The sequence below is a fragment of the Gulosibacter sediminis genome (assembly GCF_030011715.1).
Classification (GTDB): domain Bacteria; phylum Actinomycetota; class Actinomycetes; order Actinomycetales; family Microbacteriaceae; genus Gulosibacter; species Gulosibacter sediminis.
Map to the genome: position 1 here is coordinate 30,252 of NZ_JASCYH010000007.1, position 26,215 is coordinate 56,466.

A 26,215-nucleotide genomic window follows, 5' to 3' on the forward strand; every position below is an offset into this window, starting at 1 on the left:
TGTGAAACATGGCAAAGGGGCAGAAGAAAATATTCGGAATTGTGCTCGCTGGTGGCGAGGGCAAGCGGTTGATGCCGCTCACGGCCGACCGCGCCAAGCCGGCGGTGCCGTTCGCCGGGCAGTATCGACTCATCGACTTCGCTATCTCCAACCTGGTGAATTCCGGACTCCAGCAGATCGTGGTGCTGACGCAGTACAAGTCGCACTCGCTTGACCGCCACATGTCGCAGACCTGGCGCCTGCCAGCGATCTTGGGCTCGTATGTCTCGAGTGTTCCGGCGCAGCAGCGCCGCGGAAAGCACTGGTTCTCGGGGTCTGCCGACGCCATCTACCAGTCGCTCAACCTCATTCAGGATGAGAAGCCCGATATCGTCGTCGTCGTCGGTGCCGACCACGTGTATCGCATGGACTTCTCGCAGATGATCGACCAGCACATCGAGTCGGGCCTCGGCGCCACGGTCGCCGCCATCCGCCAGCCCATCGAGATGTCCACCGCCTTTGGCGTCATCGATGTCGACCCCGACAACCCCGCCCACATTCGCGAATTCCTCGAGAAACCAGAATCAACGAACGGTCTGCCCGACAGCCCGGGCGAGATTCTCGCGTCGATGGGCAACTACGTCTTCGACGCCGACAAACTCGTCGACGCGGTCATGTCCGACGCAAACCTCGACGCCTCGAAGCACGACATGGGAGGCGACATCATCCCCGCCTTCGTCACCCAGAACGACTGCGGCGTCTACGACTTCATTCAGAACGACGTGCCGGGCTCGACCCCGCGCGACCGCGACTACTGGCGCGACGTCGGTACGATCGACTCCTTCTACGACGCGCACATGGACCTCATCCAGACGCTGCCGGTCTTCAACCTCTATAACGAGGAGTGGCCGATCATCTCGCAGACGCTCAACTCGCCGCCGGCGAAGTTCGTGCGGGATGCGCGGGGTTCGACAGGCACGATGATCGACTCGATCATCTCGCTCGGCTCGGTCATTTCGGGCGCGCACGTTGAGCGTTCGGTACTCGGCGCCTGGACCAAGGTGCAGTCAGGCGCGCTCGTCGTCGACTCGATCACCTTCGACCGCGTCACCATTGAGCCGGGCGCGCAGGTGCGCTCCGCCATCCTCGACAAGAACGTCGTCGTGCGTGCCGGCGCCACGATCGGCATCGACCGCGAGCACGACCGCGCCCGCGGTTTCACGGTCACCGAGTCGGGTCTGACCGTCGTGCCGAAGAACGGTATCGTCGAACGATGAGCATCTCTGACCTCACCCTCTCCCCCGTTCACGGCTCGGGCCGCGTCACCGCGGGCGCCCGCTTCCTCGTCGTCTTCGACGTGGATTCGACGCTGATTGAGGATGAGGTCATCGAGCTCATCGCCGACTACGCGGAGGTGCGCGACCAGGTGGCTGAGGTCACCGAGCGCGCCATGCGCGGCGAGCTCGACTTTGACGGCAGCCTGCGCGAGCGGGTTGCCCTGTTGCGAGGCATCTCGCTCGACCAAATTTCACGAGTGCGGGAGCGCATCCGCGTCACCCGCGGGGTGCCCGAGACCATTTCCGCCATCCACGCGGCTGGTGGTCGCGTCGGCGCCGTCTCGGGCGGCTTCCACGAGGTACTCGACCCACTCGCGGAGGAGCTCGGCCTTGACCTTTGGCGGGCAAACCGCTTCGAGGTCACCGAGGACGGCGACCTCACCGGCGAGGTGTCGGGCGCGATCATCGGCCGCCAGGCCAAGCAGCACACCGTGCGCAGCTGGTCACAGTCGCTCGACGTGCCCATGGAACGCGTGATCACCGTCGGCGATGGTGCGAACGACCTCGGGATGATGGAAATCGCTGGGCTCTCGGTCGCCTTCGACGCGAAGCCCATCGTGCGCCAGGAGGCAGCGGTGTCGTTGCCCGGCCGCGACATGACCCAGTTACTCGCGCTGCTGGGTCTGCGCGGCTGAGCGCCGCGCGGGCCTAGTGGCCCATGCCGAGGCCACCGTCGACCGGGATCACGGCCCCCGAAATATAGCCGGCATCGTCACCCGCGAGCCATCGCACGGTCTTTGCGATTTCGCTGACCTCACCGAAGCGCCCCGCAGGAATCGTCGAGAGGTACTGCTTCTGCGTGGCCTCCGGCAGTACTGCGGTCATCTCAGTCTCGATGAAGCCGGGCGCGACGACGTTCGCGGTGATGCCGCGGCTGCCGAGCTCACGAGTGAGCGAGCGCGCAATGCCGACGAGGCCCGCCTTCGAAGCGGCGTAGTTGATCTGGCCAGGCGAGCCGTAGAGGCCGACGACCGACGAGATCAGCACGACGCGGCCCCACTTCGCCCGCAGAAGGCCCTTCGTCGCGCGCTTGATGACGCGGAACGCACCGGTGAGGTTCGTGTCGATGACGTCCGCGAAGTCGTCCTCGCTCATGCGCAGCAGCAGGGTGTCCTTGGTGATGCCCGCGTTCGCGACGAGCACCTCGACAGGCCCGTACTCGGCCTCAATCTGGGTGAAGGCGGCGTCGATCGACGCGCCGTCGGTCACGTCGGCAGCAACGGTGAGTGCACCCTCGGGCCCGCCCTCGCCGGAGCGCGACGTCACGGCCACCCGGTGTCCCGCGGCGAGAAACTCCTCGGCGATCGCTCGGCCGATGCCGCGGTTTCCGCCGGTCACGAGAACGGTGCGCTGGGTCGTCATGTTGCTCCTCAGGAAGGGATCGGAATATCGGCGTCGCAGACACGCCCCGTTCCCCTATCCTACGGTCGCCCCGGGGGTACGCTTGAAGCAGCCACCGCGAGACGAATCTTGGGAACCATGAACGCCAAAGTCACCAACGTCACCTCGATGACGATGAGTGAAGAAGAAGAGCGCAAGGCGCGCCTGCGCCAGTACATGCTCACTATGGCGATTCGCACGGCCTGCTTCCTGCTCATGATCGTGGTGCGAGGCCCACTACTCTGGGTGCTCGCTCTCGGCGCGATCTTCCTGCCCATGATCGCCGTCGCGCTCGCGAACCACGTTCGCGCCCGGCGACAGCGAGGGGTAGAATCTCCTGATGCGGGGGCGATTATCCTCCGCTCGGCAAAGGAGACGGAATGAGCAGCGGTGAGTTTGACCTGCGCAGCCGCCTCCGTGGCTTCCTCGGGTCGAAGGACGAACGGCCCCAGTGCTCCCGCGCCCAGTGCGACGCACCGGCCGTGCACCGCATCGAGTGGCGCAACCCGCGCATCCACGACGCCGACCGCGTGAAGATCTGGGTCGCCTGCGACGAGCACCTCGATTTCCTCCTCGGCTTCCTCGAGTCGCGCCGCTTCCCGGTACGCCTTGCCCGCATTGATGACCCCGTCAACGAGGAGCCCATCGAGTGACCCAAACTGGCACTCGACCCTCGAAATCCAACACGCGACAGGGATGGAAGTTCTTGCTGAGCCGACGCTGGCTCAGCTATTTCATTCTGCTCATCGTGTTTGCAATCGCCTGCGGATTCCTCTCACAATGGCAATTCGAACGCCGCGACGAGAAGATCGCCGAGAACGACCTCGTCACCGCACACTTCGACGCCGACCCCCAGCCCCTCGACGAGGTGCTGTTGACGCTCGACGCCTACGACCCGAATCAGGAGTGGACGGTCGTTGAAATGACCGGGCACTACCTGACCGATGACGAGTTGCTCGCCCGCGCCCGCCCGTTCGACGGCCAGCCTGGCTTCGAGATCCTCACCCCGTTCGAGACGACCTCGGGCGAGGTGTTCATCGTCGACCGCGGCTGGGTCCCCACCGGAAACGAACAGGACTCCCCCGACTCCGTACCCGAGGCGCCAACCGGCGAACTCACTGTGACAGCGAGGTTGAAGCCCGGCGAGCGGCAGATCCCGGGTCGCACCGCGCCCGAGGGCCAAATCGCGACGATCTACCTACCAACCTTCGCCGAGTCACTCGGTACCGACCGCACCTACACGGGCGCCTACGGCCTCCTGCGCAGCGAGTCGGTCGCCGCGCAGACCGGCAAACTCACGCCAAAGCCCGAACTCACCGAGGGCAACCACCTCAGCTACGCCTTACAGTGGATCATCTTCGCGGTGATCGCGGCCGTGGGCCTCGTCTATGGCCTACGCGAGGAGTTCAAGGAGCGCAACGAGGATGACCCGCGCGTGCTCGCCGCCAGCGCCCGCGCCGAGGAACGGCGCCGCAGCCGCGGCCGCAAGACCGACGCCGAAATCGAAGACGAACTGCTCGACGAGTAGGCGGGGCCTAGTCCATCTCGATGAGCTCGAAGTACTCCGGGTTCCAGTGGTCTTCGATCGCCTCGGGCATGATCAGCACACGCTCGGGGTTGAGGGCCTCGACGGCACCCTCGTCGTGCGACACAAGCACGACTGAGCCCTCGTAGTGGGCGAGCGCGTCGAGAATCTCCTCGCGCGAGGCGGGGTCGAGGTTGTTCGTCGGCTCATCGAGCAGCAGCACGTTCGCGCTCGAAACGACGAGCATGGCGAGCGCGAGGCGAGTCTTCTCGCCTCCCGAGAGCACGCCCGCGGGCTTGTGCACGTCGTCGCCCGAGAACAGGAACGAGCCGAGCACCTTGCGCGCCTCGGTCTCGGTGAGGTGCTGCGACACCGACACCATGTTCTGCAGTACGGAGCGCGCGACGTCAAGGGTCTCGTGCTCCTGCGCGTAGTAGCCGACACGCAAGCCGTGGCCTGCGATGATCTCGCCGGTGTCGGGCGCATCGACGCCGGCGAGGATGCGCAGGAGCGTCGTCTTGCCGGCGCCGTTGAGGCCGAGCACGACGACGCGTGAGCCGCGATCGATCGCAAGGTCGACGCTCGTGAAGATCTCGAGCGAGCCGTACGACTTCGACAGGCCTTCGGCCTTGATCGGCGTCTTGCCGACAGGGGCCGGCGTCGGGAACCGCAGCTTCGCCACGCGGTCGGCTTGGCGCACCTCTTCGAGCGAGCCGAGCATCCGTTCGGCGCGGCGCTGCATCTGGTGCGCCGCCGCTGCCTTCGTGGCCTTGGCGCCGAAGCGGGCGGCCTGCTGCTGCAACACGGACGCCTTCTTTTCGATGTTCGCGCGCTCCTTCTTGCGGCGTTCCTCGTCGGCCTCGCGCTGGCGCAGGTACTGCTTCCAGCCCATGTTGTAAACGTCGATCATCTGCCGATTCGCGTCGAGGTAGAACACGCGGTTCACCGTCTCGCCCACGAGCTCCACGTCGTGCGAAATCACGATGAGCCCGCCGCGGTAGGTCTTGAGAAACTCGCGCAGCCACACGACCGAGTCGAGGTCGAGGTGGTTCGTTGGCTCGTCGAGAATCATCGTCTCGGCATCCGAGAACAGGATGCGCGCGAGCTCGATGCGCCGTCGCTGGCCACCCGAGAGCGTCTCGAGTTCTTGGTCGAGGATGCGGTCGGGCAGGTTCAGGTTCGACGCGATCGCCGCGGCCTCGCTCTCCGCCGCATAACCGCCGAGCGTCACAAACTCGTCGTCAAGCCGCGAGTAGCGGCGCATCGCCTTGTCCTGCTCCGCGTCGGTCATCGCCTCGGCCATCGCGGTGGCCGCCTCGGCGAGTCGCTGCCGCACTGAGCCGAGCCCGCGCGCATCCAGGATGCGGTTGCGGGCGGTCTGCGTCGGGTCGCCGGTGCGGGGATCCTGCGGCAGGTAGCCGAGCTCACCCGAGCGGTCGACCTTGCCGTCGCTCGGTAGCGACCAGCCGGCGAGCACCTTGGTCAGGGTGGTCTTGCCCGCACCGTTGCGCCCGACGAGGCCGATCTTGTCGCCCGGCTGCACGCGGAAATTCACGTCGCTCATGAGCGTCCGCGCCCCGACGGTGATCTCGAGATCCTGAACGGCAAGCACTACTCGGCATCCTCATTTCGCTTCGGCAAGTGTTGTTCGTCGACCTGGGACGGGGCGATGGGAAGCTCGATCGTTCCCGTGTGAAGATCGCGTGCCGGCAGGTCAACCTCCACGATCTTACGCGCCCCCATCGTGATTCCCACGCTCGCGATCACCACGAGCGCAATTGCGCCGAGTCGCCAGGCGCTCGCGGTCTGGTCGAGGATGAGCCACCCGGTGAACGTGGCGATGGCAGGTTCGACGCTCATGAGCACGCCGAATACTCGTTTCGGCACCCGTTTCAGCGCGAGGAACTCGAAGGTGTAGGGAATGATCGCCGCGAGGACGCCCACCAATAACGCGAGCCCGAGCAGGTGCACGTCGCTGATTACGGTGGCCACGCTCCCGAACCCAAACGGCAGCGCGAGCAACGCCGTCACGGCAAAGGCCACGGCCAGGCCGCCCTGGCCCTCGGTCACCTCACCCACTCGAGCGGCCGCAAGAATGTAGAGGGCCCAAAAGACGCCCGCCGTCGCGGCGAGCACGATGCCCCAGAGGTCGAGGTGGTCGGCGGCCAACGCCGATTCGATGCCCATGATCGCGATGCCGCAGAGGGCCACGCCGATCCACACGAAGTCCCACACACGGCGCGAGAGCAAGGCAGACAGCAGAAGTGGGCCAAGGAACTCGATCGACACCGCGACGCCGATCGGCAACCGCTCGATCGACAGATAGAACGTCGAGGTCATCCCGAACAGCACGACACCGAGCAGCAGTGCCGGACGAAGCTGCGACCAAGTCCACTTCCACGGCTTCGGTCGCACAATGAGCCCCATGGCGACAGCCGCGATGAGCGCCCGGAACAGGTTCGCGGTCGCCGGATCAGACGAGTCGACGAGCAGGCTGGCGAATGCCGAGCCGAACTGCACCGAGAACGTCGAGATGAGCAGCATGAGCAGCCCTGTCCGCACGGCCTACGCCTCCATTTCGGGGTCAAGGCGCGCAAGGCCGGCCGCGAAGCTCGCGTCGCCCGCAGCAAGCGGATGCGGTCGCACCGCCACGCCAGCGGCCGCGGCCTGCGCGCGCTGCTGTTCGTGCGACACGTAGCCGAGTACGAAGTGAAGCGCGGTGCTCGCGAGTTCCTCGGCCGCCGCCCGCGAGAGACCGCAATCCTCCCCGGCGAGTTGCAGGCGCACGAGCGCCACGTCGTCGGCGAGGCCGAGCGAGATCGACGAAAGCAGGATTTCCGCGCCGTCCATGTGCGCAAGCAGCGCACTGCGCAGGGCCGCGGCCGCTTCCGTCAGCGTCTCCCCCGCCTGTCGTTCCGGCATCGAGGCAACGATTTCGTCGGCGATCGCCGCAAGCAACGACTGTTTGTCCGCGAAGTGCCAGTACAGCGCGCTCGGCTGCACCTCGAGCTCGCGCGCCAGCGCCCGCATGCTGAATGCGGGCAAGCCGCCTCTCGCGAGCATCCGCATCGCCGTCGATACGACATCGTCGCGCGTGTTGCGAGTGCGCGACGATTCAGAAGTTGCGTTCGGGCTCATCCGCACTATCGTATAGCCTGAACACCGTTCAGGAAGCGATCGACAAGGACAAACATGACCGACGTTGCAGTGCGGCAGCCCGCCACCACCACCACCGACCTCGCCAGGATTGCCGTGATGGCGGCCCTCATCGCGGTGCTTGGCTTGCCGGGCACGATCATGCTCGGCGGCGCGGTACCGATTACGGCACAGACCCTTGGCGTCATGCTCGCCGGCGCAGTGCTCGGCTCGTGGCGAGGTGCCGCGAGCGTGCTCACCGTGCTCGCGCTCGTCGCGCTCGGCCTGCCGCTGCTCGCGGGAGGACGTGGCGGACTCGGCGTCTTCGTGGCTCCCTCGGTCGGCTACCTACTCGGTTGGCTCGTCGGCGCGTTCCTCGTGGGCGTCATCGTTCGCGCCGGTGCCTCGAAGCCGCAATGGTGGCGCGTCGCGCTCGGCTGCCTCGTCGGCGGCATGCTCGCCGTCTACGCCGTCGGCATTCCGCTGCAGTCGCTCATCACCGGCCTCGGCCTGTGGGAGACCCTGCTCTCGAGCCTCGTCTTTGTGCCCGGCGACCTCATCAAGGTCGCGATTGCCACCGTCATCACACTGGCTCTGTGGCGCGCCTACCCCCGCGCGTTCGCGTGGCCCCAGCGAGACGCCGCGTGACCGATCGTGAGCTTCGCTTCGACCGCGTGCGCGTCGTGCGCGAGGGCCGCGTTGCCCTCGACGACGTCACGTTGACGCTCGATGAGCATCGCATCGCCGTCGTCGGCGAGAACGGCTCAGGCAAGTCCACCCTCGCGCGCCTGCTCAACGGCCTCGTCACGGCGACGAGCGGCGAGGTGCACGTGCACGGCCGGAATCCGGCGCGTGAGGGCGCCAAGGTGCGCGCGCAGACCGGGTTCGTCTTCCCCAACCCGGCGGCCCAGGTGATTATGCCGACGGTGCGGGAGGACCTCGCGTTCTCGTTTCGCGGTCGCAAGCTCTCGCGCGCCGAGATCGCCGCGAAGGTCGACGCGACGCTCGACTCGGTCGGGCTGAGCGAGCTCGCGGATGCACCCGCCCACTCGCTCTCGAGCGGCCAGCAGCAGTTGCTCGCCGTGGCCGCGGTGCTCGCCACCGAGCCAGGCCTCGTGATTGCCGACGAGCCGACAGCGCTGCTCGACCTGCGCAATCGATCGCGCATCGCCGAGCTGTTGCTCGACCCCGCTCTCCCCCATCAGCTCGTGCTCGTCACCCACGACCTCGAACTCGCCGAGCGCTGCGATGTGCTCGTGTGGGTGCAGGATGCGCGAGTCGCGTCGATCGGCCGGCCCGCCGACATCATCGCGCGCTACCGGGCGAGCGTCGCGTGATCTCGCTCTTCGTGCCCGGCACGAGCCTGCTGCATCGCGCGCCGGCGTGGAGCAAGCTGCTCGGACTCATGCTCGCGACGCTCGTGCTGTCGGTGTGGGGCGGTGACTGGAAGGTCCTGACCTCAGCGGCACTCGTGACGATCACGGCCTTCTTGCTCAGCGTCGGTCCCGTCGCGCTAAGGCGCCAGCTGTGGGGCCTGCGCTGGCTCCTCGTCATCATGCTCGTGCCGCAGTTCATCTTCCTGCCGTGGCAACTCGCGATCACGAACACCGCAAGGGTCGTCATCGTGGTGTCGCTCGCCGGGCTCGTCACGAGCACGACGCGCATGACCGAGCTGCTCGACGCGCTCGAGACTGGGCTCCGTCCCCTGCGTCCTCTCGGCGTGCGACCGGATCGCATTGCGCTTCTGCTCTCGCTCACCATTTCGACGGTGCCACTCATTGCGACGCTCGCCGCGCAGCTGCGGGAGGCGCTCATCGCGCGCGGCCGCCGCGGCACGTCGCCGGGCATCCTGTTCCCGCTGCTCGTGTTGACGCTGCAGCACGCGGATGAGCTCACCGACGCGCTCCGGGCGCGCGGGCTCGACTAACGCGAGCGGGGCCCGGCACCGAAGTGCCGAGCCCCGCTCGATCGCGTTTCGCTAGATGTTGAACCCGAGGGCGCGCATCATTTCGCGACCGTCGTCGGTGATCTTCTCCGGACCCCAAGGCGGCATCCAGACCCAGTTGATCTTGAATCGCTCGGTGTGCCCGTCGAGCGCCTTCGCGGTCTCGTCTTCGATCACGTCGGTCAGCGGGCAGCCGGCCGAGGTGAGCGTCATCGAGATCACGAGGGCGTCGAGCTCGTCTTCCCAGTCAAGACCGTAGATCAGGCCGAGGTCGACGATGTTGACGCCGAGTTCGGGGTCAACGACCTCTTTGAGCGCCTCTTCGATTTCGTCGTAGCGCGCGGGTTCGAGTGAAACGAGTGCCATGTTGGCCCTCCTCCAGTTAGTTAGGCCTGCGCGGCCTGCAGGTAGCTGTCGTAGCCCTCGTTCTCGAGCTTCTCAGCGAGCTCGGCACCACCCTCGTCGGCCACACGGCCGTCGACGAACACGTGCACGAAGTCGGGCTTGATGTAACGAAGGATACGCGTGTAGTGGGTGATGAGTAGAACACCCATGCCGGTGTCGCCCTTGACGCGGTTGACGCCCTCCGAGACGATGCGCAGCGCGTCCACGTCGAGGCCCGAGTCGGTCTCGTCGAGCACAGCGAACTTCGGCTTGAGCAGCTCAAGCTGAAGGATCTCGGCGCGCTTCTTCTCGCCACCCGAGAAGCCCTCGTTGACGTTGCGCTCGAGGAACTCATTGCCCATGCGAAGGTTGTCCATCGAGCCTCGGACCTCCTTCAGCCAGCCGCGGATCGCGGGCGCTTCGCCGTCGATCGCGGTCTTTGCGGTGCGGAGGAAGTTCGAGAGCGTGACGCCCGGGATCTCGACCGGGTACTGCATCGCGAGGAACAGACCGGCCTTCGCGCGCTCGTCGACCGACATCTCGAGCACCTCTTCGCCGTCGAGCTTGACCGAGCCCTCGGTCACCTCGTAGGCCGGGTGGCCGGCGATCGACGACGCAAGCGTCGACTTGCCCGAGCCGTTCGGGCCCATGATGGCGTGGATCTCGTCGGAGTTCAGGGTGAGGTCAACACCCTTGAGAATCTCCTTGGGGCCCTGGTCGGTCTCGACCTGCACGTGAAGGTTGCTGATTTCAAGAACGGACATTGCTAGTTGTTCTCCTTAAAGATCGGAGTCGGGTCAATGAAGATTGCGTCGTCTTCGACCTTGACGGCGAAGACTGGAACTGGTTCAAACGCGGGCAGCGACTTGGGCCACCCGGTGCAGAGCGAGAATTGCGAGCCGTGTGCCCAACACTCGAGGGTGCCGTCTTCGACGAAGCCCTCCGAGAGCGAGATGTCGCCGTGGGTGCAGCGGTCGCCGATTGCGAAGACGTCGCCAGCCGAGTCGCGCACGAGCGCGATCACCTGGTCGGCGAGTTCGACGCGCATCGGCGAGTCAACCTGGACGTCGTCGACGCCGCAGACTCGTTCGAAGCTCATACGGCGCTCGCCGCCATCATCGCTTCGGTGCTCGCCTCCAGTTCACGCTCGAGGGTTTCGCGCATGCGCTCCTGCACCTCGGGCACGCTGATCGACTGCACGATCTCGTTCAGGAAGCCGTGCACGACGAGCCGACGGGCGGTGAGCTCGTCGATGCCGCGGGCCATGAGGTAGAACAGCTGCTCCTGCTCGAACCGGCCCGTCGCCGAAGCGTGGCCGGCACCTGCGATGTCGCCGGTCTCGATCTCAAGGTTCGGGATCGAGTCGGCGCGCGCGCCGTTCGACAGCACCAGGTTGCGGTTCTGCTCGTAGCTCTGGGTGCCAACCGCGGTCGGGCGGATCAGCACGTCGCCGATCCAGACGGCGCGAGCACCGTCGCCCTGCAGGGCGCCCTTGTAGTTCACGTCACTCGTGGTGCGCTCGCCGGCGTGGTCGATGTAGACCTGGTGCTCGAAGTGCTGGCCCGCATCCGAGAAGTAGAGGCCCTTCGCGATGCCCTCGGCGCCAGCACCGTTGAGGTGCAGCGACGGATTGACCCGCACGACGTCGCCGCCGAACGTGACGAGCGTGTGCTTGAGCGTCGCATCCTTGCCGATGGCCGCCTGGTGTGCGCCGGTGTGCACCGCGTCGTCGTCCCACTCGTGGATCGCAATGACGTCGAGGTTCGCACCGTCTTCGACGAGGATCTCAACGTTCTCGCTCACGAGCGCCGAGCCCGAGTGCTCCACCACGATCGTGGCGGTCGAGTTCGACTCGGCCTGGAGCACGAGGTGGACGAGATCGCGGGTTTGCGCGCCCGCGCCCGTCACGCGCACGTACACGGGCGCGTCGAGGGATGCGTCGGCCGGGATCACGATGTGCGTCGCGGTCGCGTACTTCGAGGCGATGGCCTCGGCGCGGCCCTCGGGGGTGAACCCGGTGCCGCGGGGCGCCTCGCCGGGGGCGAGGGTGCCGGTGCGCACCTCGCTCGGCCCGGCGACCTCGACCGTGACGCTGCCGTCGCCGGCGGCGTCCTCGAAGAGCGGCGCGAGCTTCTTGATCGGCGCGTACTTCCAGTCAACCTCGCGACCGGTGGGCTGAGGGAAATCCTCGGGCGCAAACGAAGCTGGCCGCTCCGAACGCGTCTGGACAGGGACGAACTTTCCGGCGCTCTCGGGCAGGCGCGGAGTCTCAGTGATCGTCATATTGCTTAGCCGACCGATCCTTCCATGTTCATTTCGATGAGCTTGTTCAGCTCGAGCGCGTACTCCATCGGCAGCTCGCGCGCGATCGGCTCAATGAAGCCGCGCACGATCATGGCCATGGCTTCGGTCTCTTCGAGGCCTCGGCTCATGAGGTAGAAGAGCTGCTCCGCCGACACCTTCGTGACCGTGGCCTCGTGCCCGAGCTGCACGTCGTCAACACGGATGTCGATTGCGGGATAGGTGTCGGAGCGCGAGATGTTGTCGACCAGCAGCGCGTCACACACGACCGAGTTGGCCGAGTTGTGTGCGTTCTCAGCGATGCGAACCTCGCCGCGGTAACCGGCACGGCCACCGCCGCGGGCGATCGACTTCGAGACGATCGACGACTGCGTGTGCGGTGCCATGTGGATCATCTTGGCGCCAGCATCCTGGTGCTGGCCAGGGCCCGCGAACGCGACCGAGAGCGTCTCGCCCTTGGCGTGCTCACCGGTGAGGTAGATCGACGGGTACTTCATGGTCACCTTCGAGCCGATGTTGCCATCGACCCATTCCATGGTCGCGCCCTCTTCTGCGATGGCGCGCTTGGTCACGAGGTTGTACACGTTGTTCGACCAGTTCTGGATCGTCGTGTAGCGAACGCGCGCGTTCTTCTTCGCGATGATCTCGACGACGGCCGAGTGCAGCGAGTCGCTCTTGTAGATCGGGGCGGTGCAGCCCTCGATGTAGTGCACGTAGCTGCCCTCGTCGGCGATGATCAGCGTGCGCTCGAACTGGCCCATGTTCTCAGTGTTGATGCGGAAGTAGGCCTGGAGCGGAATCTCGACATGGACGCCCTTGGGCACGTACACAAACGAGCCACCCGACCACACCGCGGTATTGAGCGCACCGAACTTGTTGTCGCCGGCAGGGATCACGGTGCCGAAGTACTCCTCGAAGAACTCCGGGTGCTCGCGCAGCGCGGTGTCGGTGTCCATGAAGATGACACCCTGGCGCTCGAGCTCCTCGTTGATCTGGTGGTACACGACCTCGGACTCGTACTGGGCCGCGACGCCCGCGACAAGGCGCTGCCGCTCGGCCTCGGGGATGCCGAGACGCTCGTACGTGTTGCGAATGTCGTCGGGGAGGTCTTCCCACGTCTGGGCCTGAGCCTCCGACGCACGCACGAAGTACTTGATGTTGTCGAAGTCGATACCGCTGAGGTCGGCGCCCCACGTCGGCATCGGCTTGCGGCCGAACATTTGCAGTCCCTTGAGACGACGCTCGAGCATCCATTCGGGCTCATTCTTGATGCGCGAGATGTCACGCACCACGTCTTCGCTGAGCCCGCGTTTCGCTGAGGCCCCGGCTACGTCAGGGTCGTGCCAGCCAAACTCATACTGACCAAGGTCATTAAGCTCGGGGCGGTCGATGAGCAGATCAGACATCCCTACCTCTTTCTTGTCGTCATCGGTTCAGGTTCGCGCCAGGATCGTGGGGACCCGCATAGAATGAAACAAATTCCAGCGCCGATTCCTTCCCGTGGGTTCTCCGGGAGGCCAAGATCGCGCGAACTGAACACCATCCTCGAGTCTAAGCCACCACCCATGGTTCTCGGGCGTGTTCGCCACAAACTGAGAGGTGCCCCTGTGCCACGGTCCAAATTCATGCTGCCGGAATCGGTTCAATCGTTCCTGCTGCCGAACTCGGTTACCGCTTGGACTCGGGGGCTGGCTTGGGCCAACCTCGTCGTGAACATCCTCATCGTCGGCACCGGCGGCCTCGTGCGACTCACTGGCTCGGGCCTCGGGTGTCCGACGTGGCCGCTTTGCACGACCGAGTCGCTCGTGCCGACGCAGGAGATGGGCATCCACGGCCTGATCGAGTTCGGCAACCGCACGCTGACCGGCCTGCTCGTGATTGTCGCCCTGCTGACCTACCTCGCCGTGCGCAACGCCCCGAGGCAGCTCGGCCTGCGCATCCCGGCGTTCCTCATCGGTGTGCTCATCATCGTGCAGGCAATCATCGGCGGCATCACCGTGATCTTCCACCTCGACCCGCGCATCGTCGGCGTGCACTTCCTCTTTTCAGCGGCCATCGTCGCTATTGCTGCGCTGCTGCTCCAGCGCGTCCGCTACGCCGAGCCGCTGCCGGCGGCGGATGCGCCCCGTGCCCCGCGCGGCCTGTGGGTGAGCCTGATCGTCGTCACGGTGCTGACGTGGATCACCGAGGTCGTCGGCGTGCTCACCACCGGCGCCGGCCCCCATGCTGGCGACACGATTGCCGCGCGGAACGGGCTCGACCCGGTCGTGATGCAGCACGTGCACTCGTGGCCGGCCTACGCCCTGGCCGCGGCGCTCGTCGTGATGATGGTGTTCGTCCTGCGCAGCAAGCTCGCGCGCACGAAGGCGTCAAGTGTGACCCTGCTCATCCTGGTGGTCATACAGATCGCCTTCGGCGTCTACCAATCGCGAGCCGGCCTGCCGGTCTGGTCTGTCGGCACCCACATGATCCTCGCGGTCACCGTTATCGCGGTGCTCACGGTGAACCTGGTCAACGCCCGCCGCGCGAAGTAGCGGGCCGCGCGTCCGCCCAGCCCCGCCGCAGTTTTCTAGCATCGATGCGATTTTCCAACATCGATGCAGCCACAACCGCATCGTCCCGAGAAAACCGCGACGACCGGCAACCGGCCCGAGGGCCAGTCGGACGCGCGGCTATGGAACCAGCGGCAGGTAGACGAGCGCGTCGACGCCGACCGCGAGGAACACGACGGTCAGGTAGAGGATCGACAGGTGGAATACACGCATCGGCTGCGCGAGGCCGGTCTGGCGCACGACGTGGCTGTAAACGCGGTGCGCCTCAATGACGAACCAGGCCCCAGCGGCCAGGGCGGCGATCGTGTAGATCCAGCCCATCGGCGCGACCGGCACGAGCAGCAGGCTGCCGACGACCGTGGCCCACGCGTAGATGACCGACTGCAGGGCGACCGACCCCTCGCCCTCGGTGACCGAGAGCATCGGCACGTCGGCGCGGTCGTAGTCGGCTGCGTATTTGACCGAGAGGGGCCAGTAGTGCGCGGGAGTCCAGAGGAAGATGAGCAGGAACAGCAGCAGCGGCTCCCAGCTCAGCGAGTTGGTGACCGACGCCCAGCCGATGAGCACGGGCATGCAGCCGGCGACGCCACCCCAGACGATGTTCTGGTCGGTGCGGCGCTTGAGAATGAGCGTGTAGAGCACGACGTAAAGCAGGATGGCCCCGACGGAAAGCGCTGCGGTGAGCGGGTTGGCGACGAGCCACAGCACCGCGGTCGACACGACGCCGAGCACCCACGCGAACACGAGCGCCTCGCGGTCGGAGAGTTCGCCAGTGACGAGCGGCCGCTTCGCGGTGCGCTTCATGACACGGTCGATGTCACGGTCGAAGTAGCAGTTGAACGCGTTTGCGCTACCAGCGGACAACCCGCCCCCCACGAGTACGCCGAGCATGAGCCAGACCGACGGGATGCCCCGGGCCGCGAGCAGCATCGTCGGCAGCGTCGTGATGAGCAACAGCTCGATGATGCGGGGCTTCGTGAGCGCCACGTAGGCGGCGAGTTTGCGCTTCAACCCAATCGATGTCGCCTTCGACGCGCCGTCACCGGCTGCTGAAACTGCGCTTGACATGCCTGTCAATCGATCGGTTGTCACAGATACCTGCCCTTTACTTGCTCAATACCTGCAAGTCTACCCGTTTGGCGCCAGACTTCGAGGACACGACTAAGGTTTCGCGCGATCCCGCGGCGCTAGTGTGGACACATCGCCGATCGGCGTGCCTTGACCTCGTTATTGCTATCTGGAGGACACCTGTGCCCAACGTCATTTGGACCGACCTCGACCAGCGTGCTGCGGACACCGCCCGACTCTTGGCGGCTGACGCTGTCGAGAACGCTGGTGGCGGCCACCCCGGCACCCCGATGAGCCTGGCTCCGGTGGCAACCCTCCTCTATCAGCACATCATGCGGCACGACCCCGCAGACCAGGACTGGCTCGGCCGCGACCGCTTCATCCTGTCGAACGGCCACGCGGGCCTCACGCAGTACACGCAGCTCTTCCTCGGCGGCTTCGGCGTCGAGTTCGACGACTTCAAGCACCTGCGCCAGTGGGGATCGCCGCTTGCCGGCCACCCCGAGTACCGCCACCTCGCACACGTCGAGATGACCACGGGTCCGCTCGGCCAAGGCCTCGCCACCGCGGTCGGCTTCGCGTACGCCCAGCGCTACGAACGCGGCCTGTTCGACCCCGAGGCTGAAGAGGGTGCGAGCCCGTTCGACCACTACACCTATGTGATCGCCGGCGACGGTGACCTGCAGGAGGGCATCACCTCAGAAGCCTCGTCGCTCGCGGGCCACCAGCAGCTCGGCCGCCTCATCGTCATCTACGACGCGAACCAGATCTCGATCGAAGATGACACCAACATCGCCTTCACCGAAGACGTCGCCGAGCGCTACGAGGCGTATGGCTGGCAGGTACTTGAGGTGAACTGGCTCGGCGAAGACGGCAAGGTCACCGAAGACATCGACGACCTCGCCGAGGCGATCGAGACGGCGCAGGGCGAGCTTGCCCGCCCGACCCTGATCATCCTCAAGAACCACATTGCCTTCCCCGCCCCGCACGCACAGAACACCGGCGCAGCCCACGGCTCGGCGCTCGGCTCCGACGAGATCCGCGCGATCAAAGAACTCCTCGATTTTGACCCGGAGGCCACATTCCAGGTCGAGGACGAGGTGCTCGCTCACACGCGTCAGCTCGGCGAGCGGATGCGCGAGGTTCGCGCCGCGTGGGAGGCCGACTTCGCTGCGTGGGCCGAGCGTGAGCCCGAGCGCAAGGAGCTGCTAGACCGGCTCGAGGCCGGTGAGCTGCCCGAGGGCATCGAGGATGCGCTGCCCGACTTCGCCGGCACCGCCAAGGTCTCGACCCGCAAGGCCTCGGGTAAGACCATTAACGCCCTCGCGCCGCTGCTTCCGGAACTCTGGGGTGGCTCGGCCGACCTCGCCGGCTCGAACAACACGACCATCGACGGCGCCAAGTCCTTCGCCCCCGTCGAGCACTCGACGTCGACCTGGACCGCCGAGCCGTACGGCCGGGTGCTCCACTTCGGCATCCGCGAGCACGCAATGGCGGCGATCCTCAACGGCATCGTGTTGCACGGGAAGACGCGCGCCTTCGGCGGCACGTTCCTCATGTTCAGCGACTACATGCGCCCGGCAGTGCGCCTCGCCGCGCTCATGAACATCCCCGCGATCTATGTCTGGACGCACGACTCGATCGCCCTCGGTGGCGACGGCCCGACCCACCAGCCGGTCGAGTCGCTCACCGCGCTGCGAGCCATCCCGAACCTCACGATCATCCGCCCGAGCGACGGTGCGGAGACCGCGCAGGCGTGGCTCGCCACGCTGCAGCAGCATGAGGGCCCGATTGGTCTCGTGCTCTCGCGCCAGGACCTCCCCGTGCTCGAGCGCGGCGAGGGCGACGCGAGCGGCGACACGCTCGCCGCGGCGAGCAACCTTGCGAAGGGCGGCTACATCCTCGCCGAGGCCCGCAGCGGCGCCCCCGAGGTCATCCTCATCGCCACCGGCTCGGAGGTCTCGCTCGCACTCGACGCTCGTGCCGTGCTCGAGGACGAAGGCACTCCCACCCGCGTGGTCGCGATGCCGTCGCAGGAGTGGTTCCTCGCCCAGCCTGAGGAGTACCGCAGCGCGGTGCTGCCGGCGAGCGTCACCGCCCGCGTCAGCGTCGAGGCCGGCCTCGCGTTGACCTGGGCGCCGTTCCTCGGCACGCGCGGCCGCTCGGTCTCGGTCGAGACCTTCGGTGCCTCGGCCGACGGCGGCGAAATGCTCCGCCGTTACGGCATTACCACCGAGGCCGTCATCGAAGCCGCCCACGACTCGCTCGCGGCCAACTAAGCACCGCGTTTTCTGAAAGGGACCTCATGCAGAACCCCAACACCCAGCAGCTTTCCGACCAGGGCGTCAGCATCTGGCTCGATGACCTCTCGCGTGACCGCCTCGAATCGGGCTCACTCCAGACCCTGATCGACGAGCGCAACATTGTCGGCGTCACCACGAACCCGTCGATCTTTGCCGCAGCGCTGAAGAACGGTGAGTCCTACGCCCCGCAGGTGAAGGAGCTCGCCGAGCGCGATGCCACCACCGACGAGGCGATCACCGTGATTACGACGACCGACGTCCGCAACGCCTGCGACCTGTTCGCGCCGCTGGCCGAAGCAACGGATGGGCAGGACGGCCGCGTCTCCATCGAGGTTTCGCCGCTGCTCGCGAACGACACGGATGCCACCATCGCCGAGGCGAAGCAGCTCTGGGAGCTCGTCGACCGCAAGAACGTGATGATCAAGATTCCCGCCACGAAGGAGGGCCTCCCGGCGATCACCGAGGCGATCGCGAACGGTATCTCGGTGAACGTCACGCTCATCTTCTCGCTGCCCCGCTACCGCGAGGTCATCAACGCCTACCTCACCGGCCTCGAGCAGGCGCGCGCGAACGGCATCGACCTCTCGACCATCCGCTCGGTCGCCTCGTTCTTCGTCAGCCGCGTTGACGTCGAGATCGACAAGCGGCTCGACGCCCTTGGCACCGACGAGGCAAGCGCCCTCAAGGGCAAGGCCGGCATCGCGAACGCACGCCTCGCCTACCAGGTCTTTGAGGAGTCGTTCACCTCCGAGCGCGCCAAGCTGCTGCTCGACGAGGGCGCACACGCGCAGCGTCCCCTGTGGGCATCGACCGGTGTCAAGGACCCGTCCCTCCCCGACACGCTCTACGTGACCGAGCTCGTCGCCGACCAAACCGTCAACACCATGCCCGAGGCCACCCTCGACGCGGTCGCCGACCACGGCGAGATCCGCGGCGACTCGGTCACCGGTACCTACCACGACGCGAACATCCTGCTCGATGCGATCGATGACCTCGGAATCTCGTATACCGAGGTCGTTGACTTGCTCGAGGTCGAGGGCGTCGACAAGTTCAAGGTCTCCTGGTCACAGCTCCAGGACACCGTCACCGAGCAGCTCGAACAGAGCAAGTAGCCCGCCGCGAAGGAGCACCCCATGAGCATCAAGGTATCTACGTCCGGCGCCGCAACCGAAGCGGTGCAGCGCCACCTCGAGTCGCTCATCGACTCGAGGTTCGCGAGTCGTCTGTTCGCCAAGGATCACACCCTGTGGGGTGCCGCGGCAGAAGACGAGTCGTCGAAGCGCCTCGGCTGGGTCGACGCGGCCGAGGTCTCGGCACCGCTCGTGCCCGAGATCGTGCAGCTCCGCGACGAGCTCAACGGCAAGGGCGTCGACCGAATCGTGCTCTGCGGCATGGGCGGCTCCTCCCTCGCGCCGGAAGTCATGACTCGCACCGCGGGCATTCCGCTCGTCGTGCTCGACTCGACCGACCCTGAGCAGCTGGCCGCGTCGGTCAACACCGACCTCGAGCGCACCGCCGTCGTTGTCTCGTCGAAGTCCGGCTCGACGCTCGAGACCGACTCGCAGCGCCGGGCGTTCGTGGCAGCGTTCACCGCCGCGGGCATCGACCCGACCGAGCGCATCTTCATCGTCACCGACCCGGGCTCGCCGCTCGAGGCGGCGTCGAAGGAGGCCGGCTACCGCGTCTTTCTCGCCGACCCCACCGTCGGTGGCCGCTTCTCGGCCATGACCGCGTTCGGGCTCGTGCCCGCAGGCCTGGCGGGGCTTGACTTGGACGCCTTCCTCGCCCCGGTGGCGGCCGTGAAGGACGACCTTGAGGCCGACTCGCCCCAGAACCCGGGCCTCGTGCTCGGCGCGGCGCTTGCTGGCGGCGAGCCGGTGAGGACCTACATCGGCATCGTTGAGCAAGGCACCGACATCGTCGGCTTCGGCGACTGGGCCGAGCAGCTCATCGCGGAGTCGACCGGCAAGGAGGGCAAGGGCCTGCTGCCCGTCGTCCTCCACCAGGATGCTCCCGAGGTCGGCCTGCCAATCCCCGACCTGCAGGTGGTTCGCCTCGTCGCGGATGCTGCTGCCGAGCCCGCGCTCGGCGACGAGATCAACGTCTCGGGCTCGCTCGCCGAACAGATGCTGCTTTGGGAGGTCGCGGTCGCGGTCGCCGGTAAGCTCCTCGGAATCAACCCGTTCGACCAACCCGACGTCGAGTCGGCGAAGGCTGCGGCCCGAGCACTGCTCGACGCCACGCCGGCCCCCGTCGATCCCGCATTCTCGGAGGGCGACATCGAGGTGCGCGGCTCCGCCGAGCTCACCGACGGCCAGAGCACCGTGCTCGGCGCGATCGAGGCACTGCTCGCGCAGCTGCCCGAGGGCGGTTACGTCGCAATCCAGGCCTACGCCGACCGGCTCGGCCTCGCCGATCTCGCGCAGATCCGCGATGCCGTGGCGCACCGGGCCCGTCGTCCTGTGACCTTCGGCTGGGGCCCGCGATTCCTCCACTCGACCGGCCAGTTCCACAAGGGCGGCCCACGCGTCGGCGTGTTCCTGCAGATCACGACCGACTCGGCGACGCAGTTCGCGATCCCCGACCGCCCGTTCAGCTTCGGCGAACTCATTCACGCGCAGGCCGCGGGCGACGCGTCGGTGCTCGAGGACCACGGTATGCCGGTGCTGCGCCTCAACCTGACCGACGCTCGAGGCGGCGTGCAGCAGCTCCTCGGACTCCTCGGAGACATCTAGATCGTGCCAACCTCCTTTTCCACTCCAGCGAATCCGCTGCGACCGGTCGGCGAACGGCGGCTCGACCGCATCTCCGGCCCGAGCAACCTCGTGTTCTTCGGCGTCACGGGTGACCTGAGCCGCAAGAAGCTGCTGCCCGCGGTGTACGACCTCGCGAACCGCGGCCTGCTCTCGCCCTCGTTCGGCATCGTCGGTTTCGGCCGCCGCGAATGGAGCGACGACCAGTTCCGCGAGTTCGTGCGACAGAGCGTCGTTGACCACGCGCGCACCGAGTGGAACGAGGATGTCTGGCTGCAACTCGCAAAGGGTCTGCGGTTTGTCAGCGGTGAGTTCAATGACGCGGAGGCGTTCACGGGCCTCCGCGACACGCTCGCCCGCCTCGACCTCGAGCGGGGCACCCGCGGCAACTACGCGTTCTATCTCTCGATTCCGCCGCGCTCCTTCGCCGAGGTGACCGGGCAGCTGCGCGCATCCGAGCTGACCGAGGCGCCGTACGGTTCGTGGCGCCGGGTCATCATCGAGAAGCCGTTCGGCCACGACCTCGAATCGGCGCGTGAGCTCAACGGCATTGTCGAGGGCGTGTTCCCGAGCGACTCGATCTTCCGCATCGACCACTATCTCGGCAAAGAGACAGTGCAGAACATCCTCGCGCTGCGCTTCGCGAACACGATGTTCGAGCCGCTGTGGAATTCGAACTGGGTCGACCACGTGCAGATCACGATGGCCGAGGACATCGGCGTGTCCGGCCGCGCCGGGTACTACGACGGCGTTGGTGCAGCGCGCGACGTAATTCAGAACCATCTGCTGCAGTTGCTCGCGCTCACCGCTATGGAGGAGCCGCTGAGTTTCGCGGCGAACCACCTGCGCAACGAGAAAGAGAAGGTGCTGTCGGCCGTGCATCTCGGCCACGACCTCTCCAAGAGCACCGCACGGGGCCAGTACTCGGCCGGCTGGCAGGGCGGCCTCTACGTGCCGGCGTTCCGCGACGAGGACGGCATGAACGCCGAGTCGACCACGGAAACGTTCGCAGCCCTGCGCCTCGAGATCGACACTCGCCGCTGGCTCGGCGTGCCGTTCTACCTGCGCACCGGCAAGCGCCTCGGCCGCCGCGTGACCGAGATCGCCGTGACCTTCAAGGATGCTCCCGGCTATTTGTTCTCCCCCACCGACCGCGTGTCGCTCGGCCCGAACGCGCTCGTGATCCGCGTGCAGCCCGATGAGGGCGTCACGATGCGCTTCGGCTCGAAGGTGCCCGGTTCGGGACTGCGCGTGCGCGACGTGACAATGGACATGGGCTACGGCCACGCGTTCACCGAGTCGAGCCCCGAGGCCTACGAGCGCCTCATCCTCGACGTGCTGCTCGGCGACCCGCCCCTCTTCCCCCGTCACGAGGAGGTCGAGCTCTCCTGGCAGATTCTCGACCCGGTCGAGGAGTACTGGTCGTCGCTCGGTGCGCCAGAACTCTACGCGCCCGGCTCGTGGGGCCCCGCATCCGCCACCGAACTACTCGCGCGCGACAACCGAACCTGGAGGCGCCCATGATTGTCACGCTCGACGACACGAATTCTTCGGCGATCGCTCGCGAACTCATCCGCATGCGCGAAGAGGGCGGCGCGATCGCCCTCGGTCGCGTGCTCACGCTCATCGTCGTCGCCACCTCGGACGTCAACGAAGATGCGATTGAGGCGGCGAACGAGGCCTCTGGCGAGCATCCGATGCGCGTCATCGTGGTGCACACCTACCCCGACGGCGACGGCGCGAAGCTCGATGCGGAGATCCGCGTGGGCTCCGACGCCGGCGCGAGCGAGGTCGTAGTGCTCCACGCCTCCGGCCCCGCCTCGGAAGACCCGGCGTCGCTCATCCAGCCGTTGCTGCTGCCGGACACGCCGGTTGTGACGTGGTGGCCCGACTGCTCCGAGACACACCCGGCCCAGAACCCGCTCGGCGAGCTCGCGCAGTTGCGCATCGTCGACAGCTTCAAAGTCGCCGAACCGTTCGCCACCCTCGCGCAGCTCGCCGAGGGCTACGAAAGCGGCGACACCAACCTCGCGTGGGCCCGCATCACCCGCTGGCGTGCCCAGCTCGCCTCGGTGCTCGATCAGCCACCCTACGACCCGATCACGGGCGCCGAGGTCATCTACCGCAAGCTCACCACGAGCACGCTGCTCATGGCGGGCTGGCTGGCGCACTACCTCAAGGTGCCGGTCACCCTGCAGTTCTCCGACGACGACCTCGCGGGCAACCTTCGCGCCGTCAAGCTATTCCGCCACGACGGCGTGATCGAACTCCGCCGCACGGCGAAGGACACCGCGATCCTGAGCCAGCCCGACCAGCCCGACCAGATCGTGCCGCTGGCGATCCGTAATCGGTTCTCGGTGCTCAGCGAGGAGCTGCGTTCCTTCGCCGCCGACCCGATCTACGCGGCAGTTCTGCTCGAGGGTGTGCCCGAGATCGCCGCGTCGAATCGTGAGCTCACGGAGCAGGAACGATGACCTCGACGTTCGCCGATGCTGACCTCATCGTTGGGTCCGACGCCGCTGAGTTGGCGAAGATCCTCGCCAGCGACGTCGTCGACGTGCTGGCGAGGGCGATCACCGAACACGGAGCCGCGAACCTCGCAGTGTCGGGTGGTTCCCTCGCCACCGTCGTCGTGCCGGCGATGGTCGAGCTCGGCAATGCCCGCGACCTCGACTGGTCGCGCGTGCATGTCTGGTTTGTTGACGAGCGGTTCGTCAATCGCGGCACCGACGAACGCAACGCGACGCCGGTCGTCGCGGCCATGCGTCAGGCGACGGACTTTCCCGCCAGCCAACTCCACATCGCTGCCGCGCGGGACTTGGGTATGTCGCTCGCCGAGGCGGCCGCGGAGTACGAGCAGCGACTCATTCGGCACGTCCCCATCCGCGAGTCGAACGGCGTGCCAAGCCTCGATCTTGCGCTGCTCGGCATGGGGCCCGACGGGCACACCGCATCCCTCTTCCCCGGCCGTCTACCGGCCGAGACTTCTGCCCTCGCGGTTGCCGTCGATGACGCTCCCAAGCCGCCGCCCATGCGCGTGACGCTCACTTTCCGCATGCTCGATGCCGCCGCCCGCTGTTGGGTTTTCGCCACGGGTGCGGAAAAGCAATCGGCGCTCACACTTGCCCGAACGGGCAGTGCAAGCGCCGAGGAGTCACCGGTGTCGCGCGTCCGCGCACGCCTCGAGGTGCGCGTCTACGCCGACGCCGCCGCTACGCGACAGGCGTGACGAACTTCGTCAGAATGCCGATCACGACGATCGCGAGGGCCCAGATCACCATGGTCCAGACGGTGAGTCGGTTCAGGTTCTTCTCGGCCACGCCAGAGGACTGAGCGCTCGTGGTCACGCCTCCGCCAAACATATCGCTGAGTCCGCCACCCTTGCCTCGGTGCAGCAGGATAAACAGGATGAGCAGCACGCTCGTGATCGCGAGCACCACCTGCAAAATGACCAGCAGAATGTCCACGGTGTCCTCTCGACAACAATAAAAACTCGGACGGAGCCGATAAAGGCCCCGTCCGAGTATAGGCGACGACGTCTGATTAGATGCCGACGTGGCTGCGATAGCGCACGATCGACGCGAAGTCGTCGATCTTCAGGCTGGCGCCGCCGACAAGGGCGCCGTCGATGTCGGGCTCGCGCATGATGCTCGCGACGTTGTCAGGCTTCACCGAGCCGCCGTAGAGGATGCGCGTCGACGCCGCGCGCTCCTCACCAAGCTCCTCGATGAGGGCCGTACGCAGGGCGGCACAGACCTCCTGGGCCTGCTCCGCGCTCGCCACCTTCCCGGTGCCGATCGCCCAAACTGGCTCATAGGCCAGGACGATCTCGGCGTCAGCCGGCAGCTCGGCCAGGCCAGCTCGAAGCTGCGCAACGGGGACATCCCACGGAGTGTCGGTCGCCTCGCGCTGCTCAAGCGTCTCGCCGACGCAGAGCACTGGAATGAGGCCGTGCTTCAGCGCGGCCTGCACCTTCGCCTGGCATTCGGCGTCGTCCTCGCAGTGGATCGTGCGACGCTCCGAGTGACCGACGAGCGCATACTTCGCGCCGAGGGCCGCGAGGAACTCTCCCGAGATGTCGCCGGTGTAGGCACCCGAGTCGTGCTTCGAGAGATCCTGGCCGCCGTAGACGAGCTTGAGCTTGTCCGTGTCGACGAGGGTCTGCACACTCCGAAGATCGGTGAACGGCGGGAAAACCGCGACCTCAACCTGCTCGTAGTCGTGATCGGCATCCTTCAGCGTCCAAGCGAGTTTCTGCACGAAGGCGATCGCCTGAAGATGCGTCATGTTCATCTTCCAGTTGCCCGCCATGAGCGGCGTGCGGGTGGCTACCATCCGAGTACCTCCAGCCCGGGCAGGCGCTTGCCTTCGATGAGCTCGAGGCTGGCGCCGCCACCCGTCGAGACGTGACCGAATTCGTCGTCGGCGAAGCCGAGGGTACGGATCGCCGCGGCCGAGTCGCCGCCGCCGACCACCGAAAGGCCGTGGACCTCGGTCAGGGCCTGGGCTACCTGCTGGGTGCCATCAGCGAACGCCGGGAACTCGAACACACCCATCGGGCCGTTCCAGAACACGGTCTTCGACGTGCGAATCGTCTCGGCGTAGGCGCGCGCCGAGTCGGGACCAATGTCGAGGCCGATGCCCTCGGCACCGAACTTCGAAGACTCGATCGCCGAAGCGTCAACCACCTCATGCTCGGCGTCAGCGGCAAATCCCGCCGCCACGACGATGTCGCTTGGCAGCAGGAGTTCGACGCCGCGCTGCTCGGCCTGTTCGATGTAGCCACGCACGGTGTCGATCTGCTCGGACTCGAGCAGCGACTTGCCGATCGAATGGCCCTGTGCTGCGAGGAAGGTGAACAGCATGCCGCCACCAATGACGAGGCGATCGACCCTCGGCAGTAGGTTCTCGATGACGCCGAGCTTGTCGGAGACTTTCGACCCGCCGAGCACCACGGTGAACGGCCGCTCGGGGTCGTTGATCACCCGGCCGAGCTTCTCAACCTCGTTCTCGACGAGGAGGCCGGCCGCCGAGGGCAGCAGCTCCGCGAGCTCGTACACCGAGGCCTGCTTGCGGTGCACCACGCCGAAGCCGTCAGAGACGAAGGCGTCGCCGAGCGCGGCGAGCTGCTCGGCGAAGGCGCGACGCACGGCGTCGTCCTTGCTCGTCTCGCCCTCGTTGAAGCGGAGGTTCTCGAGTACGACAACCCCACCGTCTTCCAGGGCGGCGACGATCCCAGCTGCGCTCTCGCCCACGGTGTCACCGGCGAGCGGAACATCCTGGTCGAGCAGCTTCGCGAGGCGCGCCGCCGCCGGCGCGAGGGAGAACTGCGGGTCGGGCTCGCCCTTCGGGCGGCCGAGATGCGAGATCACGATGACCTTCGCGCCCTGCTCGGTGAGTCGTTGGATCGTGGGCAGTGACGCCCGGACGCGACCGTCGTCAGTGATCTCGCCGTCTCGCAGCGGGACGTTGAGATCACAGCGGACGAGGACGCGCTTGCCCGCGAGATCGCCGAGCGATTCGAGTGTGCGCAGAGGCATAGTGGTCTCCCTC

28 protein-coding genes are annotated in these 26,215 nt (G+C 66.6%); 15 read left to right on the plus strand and 13 right to left on the minus strand.

The window, feature by feature from the left end:
* Positions 1 to 8 precede the first annotated feature (8 nt).
* Together glgC and serB are read left to right on the plus strand one after the other, a co-directional pair.
* On the plus strand, positions 9 to 1,256 hold the full coding sequence (glgC, locus tag QM019_RS04125; RefSeq protein WP_282824390.1) for a glucose-1-phosphate adenylyltransferase: 1,248 nt from the start codon (positions 9 to 11) through the stop codon (positions 1,254 to 1,256).
* Positions 1,253 to 1,951 (plus strand): phosphoserine phosphatase SerB, encoded by a 699-nt coding sequence (gene serB / locus QM019_RS04130; protein WP_282824391.1) that lies wholly within the window; start codon positions 1,253 to 1,255, stop codon positions 1,949 to 1,951. Before glgC ends, serB begins: the two co-directional genes overlap by 4 nt.
* Before the next feature lie 13 nt (positions 1,952 to 1,964).
* Here serB and QM019_RS04135 read toward each other — a convergent pair whose 3' ends face one another.
* Positions 1,965 to 2,678 (minus strand): beta-ketoacyl-ACP reductase, encoded by a 714-nt coding sequence (locus QM019_RS04135; RefSeq protein ID WP_125105918.1) that lies wholly within the window; start codon positions 2,676 to 2,678, stop codon positions 1,965 to 1,967.
* A 117-nt stretch (positions 2,679 to 2,795) separates the two neighbouring features.
* Between QM019_RS04135 and QM019_RS04140 the strand changes: the two genes are divergently transcribed.
* From QM019_RS04140 to QM019_RS04150, 3 genes are read left to right on the plus strand one after another with little or no spacing between them, the layout of a single operon-like run.
* On the plus strand, positions 2,796 to 3,080 hold the full coding sequence (locus QM019_RS04140) for a DUF3099 domain-containing protein (protein ID WP_282824392.1): 285 nt from the start codon (positions 2,796 to 2,798) through the stop codon (positions 3,078 to 3,080).
* Entirely contained in the window at positions 3,077 to 3,349 is a 273-nt protein-coding gene (locus tag QM019_RS04145) for a hypothetical protein (protein ID WP_282824393.1), read from the plus strand. Before QM019_RS04140 ends, QM019_RS04145 begins: the two co-directional genes overlap by 4 nt.
* Positions 3,346 to 4,224: an SURF1 family cytochrome oxidase biogenesis protein gene (locus QM019_RS04150; protein WP_282824395.1), complete on the plus strand. Its 879-nt coding sequence runs from the start codon at positions 3,346 to 3,348 to the stop codon at positions 4,222 to 4,224. The genes QM019_RS04145 and QM019_RS04150 overlap by 4 nt, the downstream gene beginning before the upstream one ends.
* Positions 4,225 to 4,231: 7 nt before the next feature.
* On the opposite strand, the gene QM019_RS04155 is transcribed toward QM019_RS04150, so the two are convergent.
* Genes QM019_RS04155 through QM019_RS04165 form a run of 3 tightly spaced genes read right to left on the minus strand, consistent with a single transcriptional unit; the run spans position 4,232 to position 7,359 of the window.
* Complete coding sequence (locus QM019_RS04155; protein ID WP_282851974.1) at positions 4,232 to 5,833, minus strand: ABC-F family ATP-binding cassette domain-containing protein; 1,602 nt, start codon at positions 5,831 to 5,833, stop codon at positions 4,232 to 4,234.
* Entirely contained in the window at positions 5,833 to 6,783 is a 951-nt protein-coding gene (locus tag QM019_RS04160) for an EamA family transporter (protein WP_282851975.1), read from the minus strand. Before QM019_RS04160 ends, QM019_RS04155 begins: the two co-directional genes overlap by 1 nt.
* 3 nt (positions 6,784 to 6,786) lie before the next feature.
* Positions 6,787 to 7,359: a TetR/AcrR family transcriptional regulator gene (locus tag QM019_RS04165; protein WP_125105913.1), complete on the minus strand. Its 573-nt coding sequence runs from the start codon at positions 7,357 to 7,359 to the stop codon at positions 6,787 to 6,789.
* 54 nt (positions 7,360 to 7,413) lie between these two features.
* On the opposite strand from QM019_RS04165, the gene QM019_RS04170 reads away from it, so the two are divergent.
* Genes QM019_RS04170 through QM019_RS04180 form a run of 3 tightly spaced genes read left to right on the plus strand, consistent with a single transcriptional unit; the run spans position 7,414 to position 9,283 of the window.
* Entirely contained in the window at positions 7,414 to 8,004 is a 591-nt protein-coding gene (locus tag QM019_RS04170) for a biotin transporter BioY (protein WP_125105912.1), read from the plus strand.
* The gene (locus QM019_RS04175; protein ID WP_282851976.1) at positions 8,001 to 8,693 is read left to right on the plus strand and encodes an energy-coupling factor ABC transporter ATP-binding protein; all 693 of its coding nucleotides are present in this window, start codon (positions 8,001 to 8,003) and stop codon (positions 8,691 to 8,693) included. Before QM019_RS04170 ends, QM019_RS04175 begins: the two co-directional genes overlap by 4 nt.
* Entirely contained in the window at positions 8,690 to 9,283 is a 594-nt protein-coding gene (locus QM019_RS04180; RefSeq protein WP_282851977.1) for an energy-coupling factor transporter transmembrane component T family protein, read from the plus strand. The genes QM019_RS04175 and QM019_RS04180 overlap by 4 nt, the downstream gene beginning before the upstream one ends.
* A gap of 51 nt (positions 9,284 to 9,334) precedes the next feature.
* Here QM019_RS04180 and QM019_RS04185 read toward each other — a convergent pair whose 3' ends face one another.
* The 5 genes from QM019_RS04185 to sufB are packed head-to-tail and all read right to left on the minus strand — an operon-like array spanning position 9,335 to position 13,392.
* Positions 9,335 to 9,667 (minus strand): metal-sulfur cluster assembly factor, encoded by a 333-nt coding sequence (locus QM019_RS04185; RefSeq protein WP_125105909.1) that lies wholly within the window; start codon positions 9,665 to 9,667, stop codon positions 9,335 to 9,337.
* Positions 9,668 to 9,687: 20 nt separating this feature from the next.
* Positions 9,688 to 10,449, minus strand: a complete 762-nt coding sequence (gene sufC, locus QM019_RS04190) for a Fe-S cluster assembly ATPase SufC (protein WP_282851978.1) — start codon at positions 10,447 to 10,449, stop codon at positions 9,688 to 9,690.
* A gap of 2 nt (positions 10,450 to 10,451) precedes the next feature.
* Entirely contained in the window at positions 10,452 to 10,784 is a 333-nt protein-coding gene (locus tag QM019_RS04195; RefSeq protein WP_282824410.1) for a non-heme iron oxygenase ferredoxin subunit, read from the minus strand.
* Positions 10,781 to 11,968 (minus strand): Fe-S cluster assembly protein SufD, encoded by a 1,188-nt coding sequence (gene sufD / locus QM019_RS04200; RefSeq protein WP_282851979.1) that lies wholly within the window; start codon positions 11,966 to 11,968, stop codon positions 10,781 to 10,783. Before sufD ends, QM019_RS04195 begins: the two co-directional genes overlap by 4 nt.
* Before the next feature lie 5 nt (positions 11,969 to 11,973).
* Positions 11,974 to 13,392, minus strand: coding sequence for a Fe-S cluster assembly protein SufB (sufB, locus tag QM019_RS04205; protein ID WP_282824414.1), 1,419 nt, complete (start codon positions 13,390 to 13,392; stop codon positions 11,974 to 11,976).
* Between the two features lie 201 nt (positions 13,393 to 13,593).
* Between sufB and QM019_RS04210 the strand changes: the two genes are divergently transcribed.
* Positions 13,594 to 14,520 carry a COX15/CtaA family protein gene (locus QM019_RS04210; RefSeq protein WP_282824416.1) on the plus strand — a complete coding sequence of 309 codons (927 nt, stop codon included), beginning with the start codon at positions 13,594 to 13,596 and terminating at the stop codon, positions 14,518 to 14,520.
* Between the two features lie 138 nt (positions 14,521 to 14,658).
* Here QM019_RS04210 and QM019_RS04215 read toward each other — a convergent pair whose 3' ends face one another.
* Entirely contained in the window at positions 14,659 to 15,606 is a 948-nt protein-coding gene (locus QM019_RS04215; protein WP_282824418.1) for a heme o synthase, read from the minus strand.
* A 182-nt stretch (positions 15,607 to 15,788) separates the two neighbouring features.
* On the opposite strand from QM019_RS04215, the gene tkt reads away from it, so the two are divergent.
* From tkt to pgl, 6 genes are read left to right on the plus strand one after another with little or no spacing between them, the layout of a single operon-like run.
* Positions 15,789 to 17,885: a transketolase gene (tkt, locus tag QM019_RS04220; protein ID WP_282851980.1), complete on the plus strand. Its 2,097-nt coding sequence runs from the start codon at positions 15,789 to 15,791 to the stop codon at positions 17,883 to 17,885.
* Between the two features lie 26 nt (positions 17,886 to 17,911).
* Positions 17,912 to 19,021 carry a transaldolase gene (gene tal, locus QM019_RS04225; protein WP_282851981.1) on the plus strand — a complete coding sequence of 370 codons (1,110 nt, stop codon included), beginning with the start codon at positions 17,912 to 17,914 and terminating at the stop codon, positions 19,019 to 19,021.
* A gap of 21 nt (positions 19,022 to 19,042) precedes the next feature.
* Complete coding sequence (locus QM019_RS04230) at positions 19,043 to 20,644, plus strand: glucose-6-phosphate isomerase (protein ID WP_282851982.1); 1,602 nt, start codon at positions 19,043 to 19,045, stop codon at positions 20,642 to 20,644.
* Positions 20,645 to 20,647: 3 nt separating this feature from the next.
* Entirely contained in the window at positions 20,648 to 22,186 is a 1,539-nt protein-coding gene (gene zwf, locus QM019_RS04235; RefSeq protein ID WP_282851983.1) for a glucose-6-phosphate dehydrogenase, read from the plus strand.
* Complete coding sequence (locus QM019_RS04240) at positions 22,183 to 23,136, plus strand: glucose-6-phosphate dehydrogenase assembly protein OpcA (protein WP_282824427.1); 954 nt, start codon at positions 22,183 to 22,185, stop codon at positions 23,134 to 23,136. Before zwf ends, QM019_RS04240 begins: the two co-directional genes overlap by 4 nt.
* Entirely contained in the window at positions 23,133 to 23,891 is a 759-nt protein-coding gene (gene pgl / locus QM019_RS04245; protein WP_125105897.1) for a 6-phosphogluconolactonase, read from the plus strand. Before QM019_RS04240 ends, pgl begins: the two co-directional genes overlap by 4 nt.
* Here the strand turns inward: pgl and secG are convergent.
* From secG to QM019_RS04260, 3 genes are all read right to left on the minus strand, one after another.
* Positions 23,875 to 24,129: a preprotein translocase subunit SecG gene (gene secG, locus QM019_RS04250; protein ID WP_125105896.1), complete on the minus strand. Its 255-nt coding sequence runs from the start codon at positions 24,127 to 24,129 to the stop codon at positions 23,875 to 23,877. The two genes, pgl and secG, sit on opposite strands and share 17 nt — an antisense overlap.
* A gap of 76 nt (positions 24,130 to 24,205) precedes the next feature.
* Positions 24,206 to 24,997, minus strand: a complete 792-nt coding sequence (gene tpiA / locus QM019_RS04255; protein WP_125105895.1) for a triose-phosphate isomerase — start codon at positions 24,995 to 24,997, stop codon at positions 24,206 to 24,208.
* The gene (locus tag QM019_RS04260) at positions 24,991 to 26,202 is read right to left on the minus strand and encodes a phosphoglycerate kinase (protein WP_282851985.1); all 1,212 of its coding nucleotides are present in this window, start codon (positions 26,200 to 26,202) and stop codon (positions 24,991 to 24,993) included. The genes tpiA and QM019_RS04260 overlap by 7 nt, the downstream gene beginning before the upstream one ends.
* Positions 26,203 to 26,215 lie beyond the last annotated feature (13 nt).

Bases quoted from the DNA above. Each gene is read 5' to 3' on its own strand.
- glgC (WP_282824390.1), top strand. From the start codon at position 9: ATGGCAAAGGGGCAGAAGAAAATATTCGGAATTGTGCTCGCTGGTGGC.
- serB (WP_282824391.1), top strand. From the start codon at position 1,253: ATGAGCATCTCTGACCTCACCCTCTCCCCCGTTCACGGCTCGGGCCGC.
- QM019_RS04135 (WP_125105918.1), bottom strand. From the start codon at position 2,678: ATGACGACCCAGCGCACCGTTCTCGTGACCGGCGGAAACCGCGGCATC.
- QM019_RS04140 (WP_282824392.1), top strand. From the start codon at position 2,796: ATGAACGCCAAAGTCACCAACGTCACCTCGATGACGATGAGTGAAGAA.
- QM019_RS04145 (WP_282824393.1), top strand. From the start codon at position 3,077: ATGAGCAGCGGTGAGTTTGACCTGCGCAGCCGCCTCCGTGGCTTCCTC.
- QM019_RS04165 (WP_125105913.1), bottom strand. From the start codon at position 7,359: ATGAGCCCGAACGCAACTTCTGAATCGTCGCGCACTCGCAACACGCGC.
- QM019_RS04170 (WP_125105912.1), top strand. From the start codon at position 7,414: ATGACCGACGTTGCAGTGCGGCAGCCCGCCACCACCACCACCGACCTC.
- QM019_RS04185 (WP_125105909.1), bottom strand. From the start codon at position 9,667: ATGGCACTCGTTTCACTCGAACCCGCGCGCTACGACGAAATCGAAGAG.
- sufC (WP_282851978.1), bottom strand. From the start codon at position 10,449: ATGTCCGTTCTTGAAATCAGCAACCTTCACGTGCAGGTCGAGACCGAC.
- QM019_RS04195 (WP_282824410.1), bottom strand. From the start codon at position 10,784: ATGAGCTTCGAACGAGTCTGCGGCGTCGACGACGTCCAGGTTGACTCG.
- sufD (WP_282851979.1), bottom strand. From the start codon at position 11,968: ATGACGATCACTGAGACTCCGCGCCTGCCCGAGAGCGCCGGAAAGTTC.
- sufB (WP_282824414.1), bottom strand. From the start codon at position 13,392: ATGTCTGATCTGCTCATCGACCGCCCCGAGCTTAATGACCTTGGTCAG.
- QM019_RS04215 (WP_282824418.1), bottom strand. From the start codon at position 15,606: ATGTCAAGCGCAGTTTCAGCAGCCGGTGACGGCGCGTCGAAGGCGACA.
- tal (WP_282851981.1), top strand. From the start codon at position 17,912: ATGCAGAACCCCAACACCCAGCAGCTTTCCGACCAGGGCGTCAGCATC.
- QM019_RS04230 (WP_282851982.1), top strand. From the start codon at position 19,043: ATGAGCATCAAGGTATCTACGTCCGGCGCCGCAACCGAAGCGGTGCAG.
- QM019_RS04240 (WP_282824427.1), top strand. From the start codon at position 22,183: ATGATTGTCACGCTCGACGACACGAATTCTTCGGCGATCGCTCGCGAA.
- pgl (WP_125105897.1), top strand. From the start codon at position 23,133: ATGACCTCGACGTTCGCCGATGCTGACCTCATCGTTGGGTCCGACGCC.
- tpiA (WP_125105895.1), bottom strand. From the start codon at position 24,997: ATGGTAGCCACCCGCACGCCGCTCATGGCGGGCAACTGGAAGATGAAC.
- QM019_RS04260 (WP_282851985.1), bottom strand. From the start codon at position 26,202: ATGCCTCTGCGCACACTCGAATCGCTCGGCGATCTCGCGGGCAAGCGC.